Here is a 16,910-nt window from a genome sequence, read left to right on the forward strand (position 1 = left end):
GTTCCGACAGCCACTTTTCAGCAGCCGTTAGCTGGATAGGCTCAATATGGCATGTACGAGTACGCCCCGCCTTCTCAGAGCTGATGAGCCCGCTCTTTTCAAGCACCTTGATGTGCTTCATGAAAGAGGGGAGGCCCATAGAAAATGGTTCAGACAGCTCTTTTACAGTAGCCGCGACGTCACCCCATCTTCAGTAGCACCCGGGTTTAGAGTCAGAAATAACTTTATCGTGTTTTACCACCAGTTGCTCGGCATAGGCTGACGGTGTCAGCCCTCCAAGACTCTTCTTCGGTCTTTCTTCGTTGTACTCCCGCCGCCATGCCTCGATGACAGCCTGGGCGTGTTGAAGGCTGGTGAACCAATGCTCATTTAGGCATTCATCTCGAAAGCGCCCATTGAACGATTCGATGTAGGCGTTTTGGTTGGGTTTTCCAGGTTCGATTAAAAACAGGGCAACGCCACGTAGATGCGCCCATGACAGCATGGCGCGCCCACAGAACTCCTTTCCATTATCCGTACGAATGGCGCTCGGTAGGCCACGTTGTAGGGCCAGGTGATCCAGAATACGTGTTAAAAACAGTCCGCTAATGGCACGTTCAGGCACGATCGCCACGGCTTCATGGGTGGCGTCATCGACAACCGTGAGGCTCTTTATCACTCGTCCGTCTGCCGTCCGGTCAAACACAAAATCCATTGACCAGACCTGATTGGCAGCCCCAGGGCGACCAAGTGGCTTTCGCTCAGACATGGGAACCTTCTTGCGCTTGCGACGCTTCACCTGCAAGCGAGCTTCCGCATACAGACGCTCAACACGCTTGTGATTGACCGGTTCTCCGGCCTGACGCAGCTTCAGGTAGATCATGCCAGCGCCATAGCGGCGATGCCGGTGTGCCAAGGCAACAATGCGTTCACGCAATGTCTCATTGCGGTCAGGGGCCGGCTGGTAGCGCAATGCACTGGCACTCATACGAATGACACGGAGCGCTCTGCGCTCACTCAGGCCACGTGACACCATAAAGCGCACCACGTCTCGGCGTGCCGGGGCGCTCACCACTTTTTTCTCAGCGCCTCGCGAGTGACCTCCATTTCCAGTAGCGACTCTGCGAGCAGCTTTTTCAAGCGTCCATTTTCGGCTTCGAGTTCTTTGAGTCGCTTGGCATCGGGGACGCTCATGCCGCCAAACTTGCTCCGCCATAGATAGTAACTGGCTTCTGAGAAACCGTGCCGACGGCATAGCTCTTTGATGGGCAGCCCCGCTTCGGCTTCGCCCAGGAAACCAATGATCTGTTCTTCGCTGAAACGCTTCTTCATGTCCAATCTCCTTACCCATAGGATCGGACTCTAAAGTGTAGCGCTACTCAATCAGGGGGTGATGTCGGCCGGGCCACTGATAAGTCGCTGGATAACTGAGCGCCTTGTCGGATCAGACAAAGCGTGAAATGCCTCATCAAGAGATGCTGTATAGTTTTCCATGTGGAGAACTATAGCCAATAGCATTCCATCTGGCAAACTATTTATCAGGTGGAGTTAACAAACTGTAAGGGACACACAACGCCCGCAATAAGCGGCGCGCGGAACGAGCGTCCGGCGACCACAGGGAGCGTACTTAATTGCTTGGTTAGGCCAGTTACAGTCCAAAAGGAAAAACCATATTCTCTGGTGGTGCATACAACAACGATCTTAGTATTCTGCCTTTGAAATTAGTCTTGGACTGTATGTCAGCTTTCACTTTTCTAAATTCCGAGCAGTCAAGCCGCGGGTCGATCATTATCTGATCAATCAAAGAGTGTGGATCAATGTCGTATTCATAGATGCTCCCAGACTTTCCGTTTTCTTTCTCAAAATATAAAAGACGCACTTCATTCTCGTGTTTAAATGCCGGCCGTTTTATCAGAAGCGTTTTTGCTAGCTCATATGCCTCAGGGTTGATTTTTCCTTTGAAAACAGTATTCGCAAAATCCATCATTCTTTTGTTATTTAGATATTTCACTTTACCGATAAAGCACTGAACGTTCTGCCAAGGCTGTAGCCCGACGGCCAAACTATTTGCTAGCTTTGGAATGGTTGTTCTGATTCTTACCCCGCTTGATTCTGGAGAGTAGATTCTCCACATAGCATCAGATGCCTTATGGCGAGTCCAGCATTGACCATAAAAATCGTCCCTAAACCCAAAATCGGCAATTTCCCCATCAGATAGCCTGGCTTTAGACTTTAGGATGAAGTTCTCAAATGGGTCTTCCCATTTCCTCGGGCTGACTAATACATTTTTCTTATTTGAAAAAAGCTCAATCAAGCGTTCAATCGAAATAATTCTATAGATGTATTGATCCTTTACATTCAGATCAATATTAATGTAGTTATTCGTTTTTAACATGAGGATCCCATGGGCCTAACAGGTATTAAACCGCGCGTTCTATGATTGGATGAAGGTGCTGGCACTTTTGTCCGACAAAAAACAGCCAGCTAAGTCATCCCAAGCCTATGATCTTTTTGGTTATTAATTTTCATTAGGCTGTATATCCAAAATTCGTGCGCCTGCAGCCCTTCCCGATACGTCTGCTCTGCTTCAACCATGTCACCAGCACAGGCTGGGCTAGGGTTACTCAATTAGCGCGCCTAGTAATAGGTCCATTCTCGCGAGCCTAACAGTTGCCGCATCCTGTAAAGCAGTCTCTTTCTTTAAGCTTCGTTTCGCAACCGTTGTCGAAAGGGTAGTGATGAAAATCACTGCTGTCTTGTCGACTAGCCTCAACGCCTCCTCCACCCTGCGCTTATGACGCCATGCGCAAGAACGCCCTAAGGAGATCTGCGTCGCTGCATCGGCTCTGCCGACCACGCCCTTGTCTGTTTCCACGCAAAGATGTGATAGCCGGTTTACACTGACACAAACGACCGTATTATACGCCGAGCCGTGTTCCTTAATTATCTTAAGGGGTGTACTGGGGGCTGCTCGTTGTTCTGGGGGCATTGGCTTACCGGTAGGGCTTCAGTTGGCTATGGCCGGGTTCGCCATAACACACTGGCTGGCGTGGCCACGGCGGTTGAACGCGGAATGAGAGCCGCCCATTCATGGTTAGGTGTGCCTTTATGTTCCTGGTAAGACCGATAACAATTCAATGATGGAGACGATTTATGTCCTTTGGTCTGTTTTCCCTGTTTCCTCCGTTGCTGGCGATTGTGCTCGCACTCGTAACCCGCAACGTGATTCCTGCGTTATTTTGCGGGGTATGGCTGGGGGCGACGATGCTCAGCGGTGGCAACCCGGCGGCTGGGCTCTACGATAGCTTTGCGGAGTTCATCATTCCGAGTGTGGGCGATGAGTGGAGTGCCACCGTCCTCATATACTGCGGTTTATTTGGGATATTGATCACCGTACTACAGCGAACCGGTGGTGCTCACGCCATCGCCCGGGCGATTAGCGCCAAAGTGGCCTCACCGCGTGGTGCTCAAGGGGCTACCATGGGGTTCGGGGTGCTGATTTTCTTCGAGGACTACTTCAATGCCCTAACGGTAGGGAGTGTCATGCGTCCGATCACCGATCGCATGCGTGTCTCACGCGAGAAACTCGCCTACATTGTCGATTCGACCTCGGCACCGATGTGCCTTTTGGGGCCCGTCTCCACGTGGGTCGTCTTCGTGATGGGGCTGATTGGCACTCAACTTGGCGAAATGGATATAACGGGTTCTGAATACCTGATTTACCTTTCGTCGATTCCACTCAATTTTTATGCCTGGCTGGCGCTGCTTTTGATTCTCGTGATTGTCGTCACCCAATGGGACTTCGGCCCCATGGCGCGTGCCGAAGAGCGTGCCCGGACCAGTGGTAAGCTGATGGCAGATAGTGCTCAGCCGCCCTCCGATCGTGAAGCGACCGAAATGCAGGTGGTGTCTGAGGAGCGCTCGCGCAAACGCAACATGATTGTGCCGATCGTGGTGCTAATAGGGATGATTCCGCCGCTGTTCATGTGGACCGGTAATTTTCCCGAGAATGATGTGGTCACGGCGATGGGGGAGGCCAATGGTGGCCAATCAATCCTGATCGCGACCTTCTTGGCAGTGAGCGTAGCGCTGGGCATGGGCCTACAACAGCGATTATTCGATTTTCGCGAATCGATGGACCTGGTGGTCACCGGGATCAAAAGCATGACGCTGGTTTACATCATCCTCACCCTGGCTTGGTCAATCGGTAGCGTGACCTCGGAGTTGGGCACCGCGGATTATCTCGTCACGTTGGCCGAGGCCAGCATTGCGCCGAGCATGATTCCGGTACTGCTTTTCTTGATTGGCTCGCTCGTCGCGTTTACCACCGGGACCTCTTATGGCACCTTCGCGATCATGATCCCTATCGCCATGCCAGTGGCTGTTGCAATGGATATGTCACTATCGTTGGCCATCGCCGCAGTGCTTAGTGGCGGCATCTTCGGCGATCATTGCTCGCCAATTTCGGACACTACTATTCTCTCATCGGCGGGTTCTTCTTGTGATCACATCGATCATGTGCGGACCCAGTTACCCTATGCGCTAAGTGCGGGAGCAGCGGGTATTATGGCTTTCTTCGTCGCCGGTTTGACAGAATCAGCCTGGATCGGCGGCCTTAGCGGGGTGGTTTCGCTATTGGTGGTGGTGTGCGTGCTGCGATGGGCATGGGGCACGAAAGCGTATGCGGAGGTTGAGTCGGCTAGTCGATAACCCTGCATAAAAGCCAGCGCCATCATGGTGGCGCTGGCAATTGTTTTGGGGAGCGGATATTTGACTCTTGCAGCCGGTAGAAGTGCTGAACTCTGCCTTCTAGTCCAACAGAAGCTCTTTCTCGATAGCGAAAAACTCGCTGGCCTCATTCATGAGCGACGTTGCTGTAAATTTAGGAACGCCATAAACTTCAACTTTTTTTCCATATTTAACACGAATCTTGTTTGCTAATAAGTCAAAGTCTCCATCGCCTGAGACCAGTACGATAACATCTGCCTGTTCAGCATATTCCATTGCATCAATAGCGATGCCAACATCCCAATCACCTTTTGCAGAGCCATCCGAGCGTTGAATAAAAGGCTTTAGCTTTACGTCAAAACCAATGGCACGAAGTATGGTTTGAAACTCGCGTTGCTTTTTATCGCCTTTGTCTATTGCGTAACAAAAAGCTTTTATAACGTCTCGGTTAGCGGTGACTTTGGCCCAAAACTTATTGTAGTCAAAGTTTCTACCGTATGCTTCTCGCACTGTGTAATAAACATTTTGAACATCAATAAATATCGCAACTTTTACCATGAAATATTACCTTTATTCTTTTAGTTGTGGGGGCTAGCAAACACGCCACCGGTGGTTGACATGATACGCCACCGTGCCACGCTTTGCGCCGGATAGAGCTCGCAAGCGTCATGATCCTCAGGCCCATCAGACCTCGGCTCTCTCGATGTGGAGGCGGCTGCAGGGCATTACACAAAACAGGCCTGCGAGAAGTCGCAGGCCTGTTTTGCGTTTGCTTGCCGCTCGCCTAACTATCCTGTGTCAACTCCTCTGGCTTGGGTGGGCTACCCACTTTGACTTCGCTGAATTCCTCATGGGACAGGCCGCGGTACAAGGCGAACATCATGATAAACACCAGAATAAACATCGGCAGGCCGACAACGGTGATCACCTCCTGCAAGGCAGTAAGCCCGGCATCACCGGCAAGCACAATGAGCATGGCCGCCAGCATGCCTTCAGAGACGCCCCAGAACACCCGCTGATGCCAGGGGCCTGGATCCTCACTGCCGGTGCATAGCATATCGACTACCAGGGACGCGGAGTCCGATGACGTGGCAAAAAAGATAGCGACAATAACGACCGCCAACCCCTGAACCAGTGTAGCTCCCGGGAAGCTCTCAAAAAATGTGAACATAGCCAGGGGTATGCTTTCGCCGACGGCATCGGACAATATGCCCGCCTGACTCCCCATTGCTTCGCGGGCCTCTGACCCGATACCGTCAATCTCCATGGCAGACCAGCCAAAGATCGCAAACCAGACCAGCGTAAAGATGGAGGGAGCGAACAGCACACCAAAGACGAATTCACGGATAGTCCGCCCCCGGGAAATCCGCGCCACGAAAATCCCGATAAATGGCGACCAGGTGACCGTCCAGGCCCAATAGAACACTGTCCAGCTACCCTGCCACCCCCAGGTGCCGCCTTCGCTGGAATAGCTGGCCAGCGTGTCATTCCAGAAAGCCATTGGCAGCAGATTTGTTATATATAGGCCAAAGGTTTCGACGACGGCCCGAAAAAGGAAAACGGTCGACCCGGTAAAAAGCACAAATATCATCAAGCCGACGGCCATCGCGATATTGATGTTGGAAAGTCGTTTTACGCCTGAGTCCAACCCCGCCACGATCGACCCGACAGCGACGGCCGTCAGGACGGTGATAATGATCACCTTGGTAATCACGGCATCCGGAACACCAAACAATTCCGTTAACCCCGCATTGATCTGTTGGGTGCCCAGGCCGACGGAAACTCCCACGCCAAACAGGGTGCCGAGAATGGCAAAGATATCGAGGGATTTACCCAGGGGGCCGTATATACGATCGCCTATCAGCGGGTAGAATACCGAGCTGAATCGCATTGGCAGTTTATATCGATAAATAAAGTACGCAAAAGCTAGCCCCGGCATGGCGAAAATCGCCCAGGTATGTAGCCCCAGGTGATAGATCGAAAAACTCATGGCATCGTCGGCAGCTTCCACAGAGAAAGGGTCGACGCCGGCCCTAGGTGGGGTGGCAAAGTGTGAAATAGGCTCGGCTACGCCCCAGAACATCAACACCGTGCCGATGCCGCCAGCGAACAGCATGGTGAACCAGGAAATGTTGCCATAAGCAGGCTTCGCATCATTGCCACCCAGGCGGATTGCTCCGAAACGGCTGATTGCCACCCACAGCAGGAAGGCCACCCAGCTTGTCACCCCTAAAATAAAGAACCAGCCAAGGTTGGTAACGATCCATTCCCGCCCCGCGCCAAAGGCTGCGCCTATTGGCTCTGGCGCAATCAAAAGCACCACTAGAAAAAGGATCATGATCCCTGCAGACGTGAAAAAAATGATGGGGTCCGTCTTTAGGCCCAGTTTTCTCGCAAGTGCATCCATTACCACTTCTCCCCAAGTCTTTGTCTTTCCGTCACCATAGGGGGTATTCGACGATCACGCCAAGTGACTAGCAAACGTCACCGCCGGTTTTCTCAACGGTAATAGTGTAGAGCTCAACTAATTTTTGGTTGTCACTCTGAGGTATTCCTCGCGCTCTGGTCACGGCGGAGTTACCCCCTGAACCGCCAGTGGCATGGGTTTGCGTTATTATGTCGCCTTTTTTGCCTGATCCTGTGAATTTTTTGTTCGCAGGCTAATATTTTGCTGGTCTTGGTATACTGTCTCCACGCATATGGAGGTCAGTCATGAATAACGTCGCCTATCCCCACTCTCTAGCCGGTCCAGCGCAGTCAATTGCCGAGCCTATGTGCCAGCAACTCGCCGATCTGGTCTCGGCCAGAATGAGCAATGAGGGTCTGAATGAAACGGATATTCCGGGATTAAGCCTGTTTCGCGTAGACGCGCCTACCAGCTGTATGTCTGCAGTCTACGAGCCGTCTCTCTGCGTCATCGCCCAGGGGCGTGAGGTGGTGCAACTGGGGGATCGGGAAATCGTCTACGATGCGCTCAGCTATATGGTTTCCAGCGTCGACCTGCCGGTTAACAGGTTTGTGGTAGACGCTTCGCCTGAGAATCCGTTTCTAGCCATTAAGATCAATATCGACCCCGCCGAAGTCGCCGAATTGGTGCTGCAGTTGGGCGATTCCCCCCATGCCAGCGAACCCACTGATGCCCCTTATTCAGGCTGTGGTATGTGTGTTGCCCAGGTCGACCTGGGGATTCTGGATGCCATGACCCGGCTGGTTCGGCTACTCGACTCGCCCACGGATGTTCCCGTGCTGGCGCCTTTGATTCGCCGTGAGATCATTTACCGCGCCTTGGTGGGGGAGATGGGCCCACGCATGCGCGAGTTCGCCTCCGCCGACAGCCAGTCAAACCGCATTTTCCAGGTGATTTCGGTACTCAAGGACCGTTTTGCTGAGCCGCTGCGGGTGCGGCAACTGGCGGACGATGTGAATATGAGTGAATCTGCGCTCTATCACAGCTTCAAGCAGGCCACCTGCATGTCGCCGTTACAATTTCAGAAGAAGCTGCGGCTGCACGAAGCGCGCTTATTGATGCTTAGAGAGGGGCTAGAAGCCTCCACGGCCAGCTATCGTGTCGGTTACGAAAGCCCATCGCAATTTAGCCGCGAATACAGCCGCATGTTTGGCGCACCGCCGCGGAGTGATATTGCCAAGTTACGTGGTGAAACCCGCATAAGCGTGCCCGCTTAGGTTGCCTTTTCAGTAGTGATGTATCGCTATGTTGCCAAGGCATGAAAACGGGCCACCCGCTTGGGTGGCCCGTGATGTCTGCGCCGCTCTGGATGCGCGTCGGCGCTTTAGCCGCGTGTACCACGCGTCAGGTTCTCAGCATGCTCGGTATGCGATACCTGTTGTGACATGGCCTGATTGTCCTCGACTTCAACACGCTCACTGAACATTCCTTCCTGTGTGCCGCCGACTAAAGGGCTGCCGACGTCGAAGGTAGTGCGGTAGTGAGTGCCTTGGTTGTCGAAGGCTTGGCCATCATCTGCCAGTTGGTTGATGCCTTCCCGTGTGCCGACTTGGGCCGGGCTGCCAGTGTCGAAGCGTGCCTGGGTTGGCTCTGCGGCTGTGGCTTGAGCGGCCATGCCCAGAACCAGGGCGCCAGCGGTGAGGGTCTGCATAATGATAGTGGCGTATTTCATGGAATGATTTCCTCTCGTTGAATGATATAGCCGCAAAATCCAGGGGTGTTGGCTGCATGCCTGTTCGCATCGATCCAGTGGAACAGGGCACGATAGATACCCGGTTGGCGGCATATTGGCCGTTACGACCATGAGAGAAATGATAGTGATGTTAGACTGCTAACAATAGGCGTATTTCTCGCTGAAGATTGCCTAATTCTGTAAATTTCATCTATCAATGCAGTTATTCAAGATATACCACTGCATTTTATAGCGTATGCAGATGATTGTGATAGCGCTGGTCTATGGCTGTAAAGCCACCCCTTACTGAAACCCAGCGCTTCTCGTTGTTGGTGTTAGCGTCTGGCCGCGAGTAGTTTTGGTACTAACCAGGGCAGTACTAGCAATAAGGCAGCGGCAACCCACAGCCCCAGTGAAATGCCTGACTGCCATAGAATCCCGACTTCGCCACCGCTAATGGACAGAGCACGGCGGAGGTTCTGCTCCATCAAGCCCCCCAGCACGTAGCCGAGAATCACTGGCGCCAGAGAGAATCCCATCTTGCGCAGGAGATAACCAAACACACCGATGACAAGCATCAGGTAGATAGCAAAAAGATCGGAGTGCAACTGATAGACGCCAACGAACGCCAGAATAGCAATGGCGGGTACCAGTACCCAGCGCGGAATGGTCAGCACGCGAGCAAATACGCCAGCCAGTGGCAGATTGAGGATCAGTAACACTACGTTGCCAATGTAAAGTGAGGCGATCAGGCCGCCCGCCACTTCAGGCTGCTCGGTAAACATCATTGGCCCGGGAGTGATGTTGTAAAGCATCAGCGCCCCAAGCAATACGGCCGTGGTGCCAGAGCCCGGTATGCCAAGCGTCAGCATAGGCACGAAGGAGCCGACTGCAGCGGCGTTATTGGCCGACTCTGGTGCTGCCAATCCGCGCATGTCGCCCTTGCCAAAGGTGTTGTCCTTGTCGGAAAGGCGCTTCTCGGTGGTGTAGGAGACGGCACCAGCCACCGACGCACCGGTTCCAGGTAGAACGCCAATGATAAAGCCGAGCAACCCCGAGCGACCGATAGCGCCTTTACACGCCAACACCTCTTTGAGGGTGACAAACACGCGACCCAGAGGCGGGAGCTTGCCGTCGTCCTCCGAGCGGTGGGCATGTTCAAGCATCAGCAGAATTTCGCTGATGGCAAACAGTCCGATGATCATCACCACAAAGTCGATGCCATCGTAGAGCTCTGGCAAACCGAAGGTGTAGCGCAACACGCCGCTACCGGAGTCAACCCCTACGGTGCCAATGATCACGCCAAGCACCGCGCCAATGGCGGTCTTGATGGGATCTTTGCCCATCATCACTGACATGGAGGAGAAAGCGAAGATCATGAGCGCAAAAAATTCTGCCGGGCCGAACATCACTGCGACTTCTGCCAGTAGCGGCGCAAAGAGTGTCAGGCCAATAATGGCAATGGTAGCGCCAATGAATGAACTGACGGCCGAAAGGCCTAGAGCGGGGCCTGCGAGCCCTTGCTGTGCCAGTGGGTAGCCATCCAGGGTGGTCATGACAGCGCCGGCATCACCGGGCACATTGAGCAGGATGCTCGACATGCGCCCGCCGTATTCAGCGCCGGTATAGACGGCGGCCAGCAGGATCAGCGATGACTCAGCTGGCAAGCCAAGGGTGTAGGCCAGCGGCATTAGAATGGCGATGCCGTTGATCGGGCCAATGCCTGGCAAGGCGCCAAACAGGGTGCCCAGCAGGGCGCCAAGAAAGGCCAGGCCCAGGTTGAGAGGGGTTAGAGCAACCCCGAAGCCGTCGATCAGGAAATCGAACATCTCAGCGATCCTTTAGATGAAGCTGGCGAACAAGTAGCCAGAAGGCAGACTGATGCCAAGGGCGGCGGTGAACAGAAAATAGCCGACAATCGACATGACAATGCCGGTGATCAGGGCTTTGCCCCAGGTCGCATCGAACAGTCGCGCCAGGGCTGTTATCACCAACAGCGATGAGGCGATAAACCCCAGTTGTGTGAACAAGACGGCGTAGGCCAACAGCAAGACCAGCACCAGTATCAACCTGAGCGCCAGTGCCTTGTGCGGCCAACTGCCGTTATCGCCGGGTCTGAAAATCAGCACCAATGATAGTAGTATCAGCAAAATCGACAGCCCCAGCGGAAAGGCCTTGGGGCCCACGGGTTCGGAGCTGAAGGGCATTTCCATTTGGGCGGCCTGGACGGCGATAAACGCCGCCAGACCGATCAGGGCTATGCCCATTACGCGGTCGGCGGCGATTCTCATTGCGTTAGCCCCACTTCTTCAGCCAATCCTTTAAACTCGGCAACCTGCTCCTGGACGTAGCTGTCAAAATCTTCGCCGAAGCGTGACATCGGGAACAGGCCGCGCGCCTCACGCAGCTCGGCAAAGACAGGATCTTCTGCCATCGCCTGCATGCGCTCGATCCAGGCCTCATAGGCTTCATCGCTGACGTCTGGGCCCATGTAATAGCCACGCCAGATCGGCCATTCCACGTCATAGCCTTGCTCGGCCGCCGTGGGGATCTCGGCGTAGGGACCGCCCATCCGCTCTTCGGAAAGCGACGCCAACACGCGGATCTTGCCGCTCTCAAGCTGTGACTTAAGCTCCGAGAGGTCGCCGGTGAACACCTGGATATGGTCGCCCAGCAATGCCGCCAGAGCCTCACCGCCACCCTCGAAGGCCACATAACGAAGATCCTTCGGTGACATATCTCCGGACTTGGCGATCAACGCCGCTTTCATCCAGTCTTGGCTGCCGACCGTTCCGCCTGCGCCGAAGGCAATCTCGTTGGGATTTTCTTGTAGATCGGTCATCAGCTCGTCAAGGTTTTCCCAGGGAGCATCAGCACTGACGACAATAGCGCCATAGTCGACGCCGATCGCGCCCAGCCAGCGCACTTCGTCAGCGTCATACTCACCAAACTTGCCCAGTGCCAGGTTCACAGCGGCACCAGTGCTGGCGGCAACGATCAGGCTAGGATCATCGGTGCGTACTCCGTTGACGTGGTTATAGGCCACCGCACCGATGCCGCCTGGCATATAGCTGACCATCATCGGTTTGCTTATCAGGCCAGTATCCTGAAGGCCATTGGCCGCCAGTCGGCACGTCAAATCGTAGCCACCACCGGGTTTAGCAGGTGCGATGCACTCGGTGGACTCTGGGATCGACTGCGCGTAGGCGTGGCCGAAAAACAAAGCACTTCCGATCACTGCAAGGCCAGAGGTGCGGCGAAGGATTGGGTTGATCTTCATGGCGATCTCCTGTTCTCTTGTTTTAGTCGGGGCGGGAAAGACCCAAGCCCGGTCATGCCAGATGACCGTCGCCATGTTAGGTAGTTAACCTTTCACCAACCTGTCATCTCACTAATACCGCTCTGAGACTTTAGTCATATGCGCCTAATCATTGTTGAAGACGATCCGATGATCGCCCGCTCTTTGGACAATGCGCTTGCTCGGCTGAGTAATACGGTTGATATCTTCTCGCTTGCCAGCGAGGCGCGTGCGGCGTTGCGGAATGACACTTTCGATCTTATTTTGCTTGATCTGGGCTTGCCCGATGGCGACGGCCTTGAATTACTGGGTGAGTTACGTGATCGCAACGACAGAACACCTGTGCTGATTCTCACGGCCCGGGACGGCATCGATGACCGAGTCCGTGGTCTTGACCTGGGCGCGGACGACTACCTTGCCAAACCGTTCTCGGTTGCAGAGCTTGAAGCCCGAGTGCGTGCCTTGCTGCGACGCAGCCAGCAGCGTAGTGATAACCGATTGAAATATGGACCTTTGTGCCTGGATACAACTGCCGGCGCCGCGACACTCGATGGCACAATACTTGAACTACCCCGCCGTGAGTTGCGCTTGCTTGAAGGGCTGCTGTTACACGCGGGCAATATTGCTCCACGCGAGATGCTGGAAGGGCGAGTGTTTAGCTACGGTGACGTTGGCCCCAACGCACTGGAAGTTTACGTGAGCCGCCTACGCAAGCGACTTCAAGGGAGCTGCCTGCGTATCCGAACATTTCGTGGCCTGGGCTATCGCCTTGAGGATACGCAAAGGTGATTCACGTTAAAGGCACGCTAAAAGCGCGTCTGGCTATCTTGCTAATGGTCATGGTCTCGGGCCTTGGTACGCTACTGTTGATAGAGGCTTATTATTCAACCCAGCGCGCGGCTGAGCGTGCTTACGATAGTCAGCTTGAAGCGGCGGCACTGACCACCGCCGAGTCGGTTCAATGGGAAGGTAGCGACCCTGTTGTAAGGATTCCTCCCGCCGCCCTGCAAATTCTGGCCACCTCTCATCAGGAGCGGGTCTTCTACGCCGTGCTCGACCATAACGGACGACGAATCTCGGCCAACCTCGATATCCCTATACCCAAGGCAGGGCGAGACAGGGCGGCCATCGAGCCAACCTGGCTCGATCTGACGCAGGCAGGGACGCGCTGGAGGTTGCATGGTAGAGAATACGACTCGGCGGGATGGGACATTCAAGATCCGGTGCAGATCTGGGTGGGGCATACGGTCAGTGGGCGCCAGGCACTGGCAAAAGAGCTGTTCGATCGAGCGGTCATTCGTTTTATCGCCATGGTGCTGCTGGCAGGCATCCTGATGCTGTTGGCGATGCGAGTGGCATTGAAACCGATGCGCAAGCTGCGTCATCAATTGCGGCGCCGCAAGGCCGATGACATACGGCCCCTCAATGCCGACGTTCCGGAAGAATTACGTGAAATGGTCGAAACGCTCGATACCCTGTTTACCCGCCAGCGCGAAAGCCGCGACAACCTGCTACGTTTCACGGCTGACGCCAGCCATCAGCTCAAGACCCCACTAGCGGGCTTGCAGAGTACCAGCGAGCTGGCCTTGCACAGCCGTGAGCCTGGTGAGTGGTATCGAGCTCTGTCGGACGTCCACGACGGTGCAAAGCGCACCAGTCGCCTTGCCAGCCAGCTGTTGAGCCTTGCGCGCCTGCGCCATATTGAAGAGGCTGACGAGCTCATGCCGCTCGACCTGAAAACCACGCTACATGACACCGTGCTTGAATGGGCGCAACGTGAAGTGGCGATGAACCATGATCTGGGGCTGGACGAGCTGCCTGCCGGGCCTGTCATGGTTCGGGCGCAAGCGTGGGCGCTCCGTGAGCTGCTGGGCAACTTGATCGATAACGCAGTTCGCTATACCCCTTCAGGTAGCGTCATTACCCTGGGACTAAAGAACATCGACAATCACATCATGCTTTATATCGAGGATAACGGTCCTGGGGTGGATCCCGAGGTTCGCAATCGGATGTTTCAACCCTTCGAACGCGGCGGGCGTCAGGATACGCAAGGGTCAGGCCTCGGTCTGGCCATTGTTGATTCCATTGCGCAACGCCATGCGGCCGAACTGCGGGTCAAAGAAAGACAGCCTCATGGGCTTCGGTTTGAGCTGCATTTTCTAGCCATAAGAGAGGAAACCTGATGCACCGCCTATGGCTGATGACGGCCCTGTTGGTTGTCTGTTTTTCATCCTCTCAGCGTTTGCAAGCGATGCCCCTGGTGGTAGAAGCCGCTTTGGACCGGCAGGTAGTAGCGCCTCTGTTGGAGGCTTTCGAACAATCCCACCCCGATATCGAACTCACCTACCGTGACCGCTCGACATTGCAAGTCAATGACTTGATAGAGACAGCGGACCCGCCTCCCGACGTAGTGATCAGTTCCGCCATGCCCTGGCAGATGAATCGGGTGAACCAGGGTTATGCGCAACCACTGGACTCTGCCCAGGCCAGTGAATGGCCTGACTGGGCAAAATGGCGTAATGAGCTGTTTGGTTTCACCTTTGAGCCGATCGTCATGGCTTACCGGCTTGATTTAACGCGCCACATCCTGCCACCGCAAACCCATGCGGATCTTCACACGCTGCTAAGCGAACAGCGTGAGACGTTACAGGGTAAGGTAACCACTTACTCTCCGTCAGAGAGCGGGATTGGCTACACCCTGTTCCAACAGGATGCCCGTTATACAGACAGGTTTTGGGACCTGGTGACGGTATTGGGGGATGCTGACGCCCAGCTCGAATCCAATACTCGCGCGATGCTTGAAGGGCTTACAGAAGGGCGTTACTGGCTGGGTTACAACCTGTTGGGTTCCTACGCCATGGTGTGGGCACAGGAACATCCCGAGGTGATTGTGCAGGTGCCTCAGGACTATGCCTTGGTGATGATGCGGACAGGGTTTATCCATCGTGATGCCCCGCATCCGCGGGCAGCGCAAACCTTTATGAACTTTCTACTCAGCCGCGATGGCCAGCGTGTCCTGGCGTCGCAAACACCGCTTTTCAGCGTGCGGCCCGATGTTGTTGGTCCCTACACCGCTCAACGCTTACGCGATCAAGTTGGCGACCGCCTCTATCCCATTACACTCAACGCATCGGTGCTTGCCTTTGTTGATGCGCTACGTCGCGATGCGTTTATGGCGCGGTGGCAACGAGAGTTCAGTCGCTATCAAAGCGGTAACGATGAGTGATGGCTGCACCAGATTTTACCCTTAACGATGATGACCGAAATTGACTCATGTCAGCACGGGTTTGGTCACCACGGCAACAAGTTCTTCTTGGCCGTTGAGCGTATGCCAAGAGCGGCATAAGATAGTTCACGCTGGCTGAATCACTATACTAAAAAAATATATGGCGTTAATGGGTAGATATAATGTTAAGCAATTTTTGGTAAAACTAATTGAGCAGCAATTCCTTATCGATATTTATAGAATCACTGGCTTCGTTGATAAGTGATGCTGCTGTAAACTTAGGGGTGCTATAAGCTTTAACGCTTTTACCATGTTTAGTGCGAATTTTATTGACGAGTAAGTCAAAACCCCCCATCGCCTGTTACTAGCACTATAATGTCTGCTGGTTTCTTTTTGCATAAAATATAACTTGTGTTCCGTGAGTCGTATTCAATTCAAGCCGAGTAATTGACTGACAAGCGGAATCAACACGGAGCTGAATATCCCCGTCATGCCCATCGCCAAGCCGGCAAAAGCGCCTGCGAGGGTGCTGCGTTGCATGGCATAGGCCGTTCCGAACCCGTGTGCGGCCAGGCCCAGAGCGAAGCCGCTTGAGGTATGTGAACGCACCTTGAGAACACGAAATACCAGTGGGGCTAACAGGCAGCCCATCATGCCGGTGGTCAATGATAAACCGGCGGATAGTGATGGGAACCCGCCTATCTGTTCCGAGATGCCAATGGCGATGGGAGACGTGACTGATTTAGGGGCCATTGATAGCAACAGCGCATCGCTGGCACCAAAAAGCTGGCCAATCAACACAGTGGTCACGACGGCCGTCAGGCTGCCGCTTAGGCAAACTACCAGCAATGGCAGCAGCATTTGGCGAATACGTGCACGGTGATCATAAAGGGGCACGGCCAGAGCGACGGTGGCGGGACCCAGCAGGAAATGAATAAACTGCGCCCCTTCAAAGTAGGTGTCGTAGTCGGTGCCGCTAAGGGTCAGCAGCAAGATGATCATCAACATAGCAACCAGCACAGGATGTAGCAGCGCCGTGCCACCTGCCTTATGATTAAGCGCACTGGCTACCAGATAAGCCCCCAGAGTAATCACAATCCAGAATAGTGGCCGAGCGTTGAAGTAAACCCAAAAACTGGTGAGCTCCATCGCTTATTCCTTATGCTTGTATTGACGTGTTTCCCACGCCTGCAGCATCCAGCCGGTTAGCGACAGGGTAATAAGGGTGCTCAGTAGCAGCGACACCAGGATCGTAAGCCACTGCTGGGCGAGTGTCTCTGCAAATAGCATCAAGCCTACGCCCGCTGGCACAAACAGCAGCGATAAATGCCGAACTAAGCCCTCGGCGGGTAAGCGTAGGCCATCGGGCACGCGGCCAAAGAGCATCAGCCCAATCAGTAGGAGCATCATTCCCGCCACCGGGCCTGGAATTGGCCAGCCGAACCATACCATTAGCCATTCGCCAATTAATTGGCAAATCAGCAGTATCAAAAAACCCTGAACCATATTGCGTTACCTCGCCAGTTGTTTCGGAAAGGGG

15 protein-coding genes and 1 pseudogene are annotated in these 16,910 nt (G+C 54.2%); 5 read left to right on the forward strand and 11 right to left on the reverse strand.

Translation table 11 applies throughout. The features are described from left to right. Positions 1-190 precede the first annotated feature (190 nt). The 3 genes and pseudogenes from CPH17_RS14110 to CPH17_RS14120 all read right to left on the reverse strand — a co-directional run bounded on the left by CPH17_RS14110 (position 191) and on the right by CPH17_RS14120 (position 2,374). Positions 191-1,234, reverse strand: a complete 1,044-nt coding sequence (locus CPH17_RS14110) for an IS3 family transposase (protein ID WP_074394834.1) — start codon at positions 1,232-1,234, stop codon at positions 191-193. Continuing rightward, positions 1,162-1,311: pseudogene (locus CPH17_RS20295) on the reverse strand (transposase); the annotation flags it as partial. The gene CPH17_RS14110 and the pseudogene CPH17_RS20295, both read right to left, overlap by 73 nt. Before the next feature lie 316 nt (positions 1,312-1,627). Then, complete coding sequence (locus tag CPH17_RS14120; protein WP_096299980.1) at positions 1,628-2,374, reverse strand: DUF2971 domain-containing protein; 747 nt, start codon at positions 2,372-2,374, stop codon at positions 1,628-1,630. A 758-nt stretch (positions 2,375-3,132) separates the two neighbouring features. On the opposite strand from CPH17_RS14120, the gene CPH17_RS14125 reads away from it, so the two are divergent. Then, on the forward strand, positions 3,133-4,689 hold the full coding sequence (locus CPH17_RS14125) for a Na+/H+ antiporter NhaC family protein (protein ID WP_096299982.1): 1,557 nt from the start codon (positions 3,133-3,135) through the stop codon (positions 4,687-4,689). Between the two features lie 99 nt (positions 4,690-4,788). On the opposite strand, the gene CPH17_RS14130 is transcribed toward CPH17_RS14125, so the two are convergent. Beyond that, a complete protein-coding gene (locus tag CPH17_RS14130; protein WP_096299984.1) occupies positions 4,789-5,265 on the reverse strand; it encodes a LabA-like NYN domain-containing protein in 477 nt (158 codons plus the stop codon). Positions 5,266-5,491: 226 nt separating this feature from the next. Beyond that, entirely contained in the window at positions 5,492-7,114 is a 1,623-nt protein-coding gene (locus CPH17_RS14135) for a BCCT family transporter (RefSeq protein ID WP_096299986.1), read from the reverse strand. Between the two features lie 305 nt (positions 7,115-7,419). On the opposite strand from CPH17_RS14135, the gene CPH17_RS14140 reads away from it, so the two are divergent. Then, positions 7,420-8,391: an AraC family transcriptional regulator gene (locus CPH17_RS14140; protein WP_231898036.1), complete on the forward strand. Its 972-nt coding sequence runs from the start codon at positions 7,420-7,422 to the stop codon at positions 8,389-8,391. Between the two features lie 107 nt (positions 8,392-8,498). Here CPH17_RS14140 and CPH17_RS14145 read toward each other — a convergent pair whose 3' ends face one another. From CPH17_RS14145 to CPH17_RS14160, 4 genes are all read right to left on the reverse strand, one after another. After that, a complete protein-coding gene (locus CPH17_RS14145; protein ID WP_074394885.1) occupies positions 8,499-8,846 on the reverse strand; it encodes a hypothetical protein in 348 nt (115 codons plus the stop codon). Between the two features lie 335 nt (positions 8,847-9,181). Continuing rightward, complete coding sequence (locus CPH17_RS14150) at positions 9,182-10,675, reverse strand: tripartite tricarboxylate transporter permease (RefSeq protein WP_074394886.1); 1,494 nt, start codon at positions 10,673-10,675, stop codon at positions 9,182-9,184. Positions 10,676-10,687: 12 nt separating this feature from the next. Further along, positions 10,688-11,137, reverse strand: coding sequence for a tripartite tricarboxylate transporter TctB family protein (locus CPH17_RS14155; protein ID WP_074394887.1), 450 nt, complete (start codon positions 11,135-11,137; stop codon positions 10,688-10,690). Then, positions 11,134-12,126: a Bug family tripartite tricarboxylate transporter substrate binding protein gene (locus CPH17_RS14160; protein WP_096299988.1), complete on the reverse strand. Its 993-nt coding sequence runs from the start codon at positions 12,124-12,126 to the stop codon at positions 11,134-11,136. Before CPH17_RS14160 ends, CPH17_RS14155 begins: the two co-directional genes overlap by 4 nt. Before the next feature lie 138 nt (positions 12,127-12,264). Here CPH17_RS14160 and CPH17_RS14165 point away from each other — a divergent pair, with 138 nt between their 5' ends. From CPH17_RS14165 to CPH17_RS14175, 3 genes are read left to right on the forward strand one after another with little or no spacing between them, the layout of a single operon-like run. After that, positions 12,265-12,933 carry a response regulator gene (locus CPH17_RS14165; RefSeq protein WP_096299990.1) on the forward strand — a complete coding sequence of 223 codons (669 nt, stop codon included), beginning with the start codon at positions 12,265-12,267 and terminating at the stop codon, positions 12,931-12,933. Beyond that, entirely contained in the window at positions 12,930-14,327 is a 1,398-nt protein-coding gene (locus CPH17_RS14170) for a sensor histidine kinase (RefSeq protein ID WP_096299992.1), read from the forward strand. Before CPH17_RS14165 ends, CPH17_RS14170 begins: the two co-directional genes overlap by 4 nt. Continuing rightward, a complete protein-coding gene (locus CPH17_RS14175; protein ID WP_096299994.1) occupies positions 14,327-15,370 on the forward strand; it encodes an ABC transporter substrate-binding protein in 1,044 nt (347 codons plus the stop codon). Before CPH17_RS14170 ends, CPH17_RS14175 begins: the two co-directional genes overlap by 1 nt. A 429-nt stretch (positions 15,371-15,799) precedes the next feature. Here the strand turns inward: CPH17_RS14175 and CPH17_RS14180 are convergent, their stop codons facing one another. Then, on the reverse strand, positions 15,800-16,519 hold the full coding sequence (locus CPH17_RS14180; RefSeq protein ID WP_074394891.1) for an LrgB family protein: 720 nt from the start codon (positions 16,517-16,519) through the stop codon (positions 15,800-15,802). Positions 16,520-16,522: 3 nt separating this feature from the next. Continuing rightward, a complete protein-coding gene (locus CPH17_RS14185; RefSeq protein WP_074394892.1) occupies positions 16,523-16,876 on the reverse strand; it encodes a CidA/LrgA family protein in 354 nt (117 codons plus the stop codon). Positions 16,877-16,910: the final 34 nt, after the last annotated feature.

Origin of the sequence: Halomonas sp. hl-4 (assembly GCF_900215475.1) — a bacterium.
Lineage (GTDB): Bacteria > Pseudomonadota > Gammaproteobacteria > Pseudomonadales > Halomonadaceae > Vreelandella.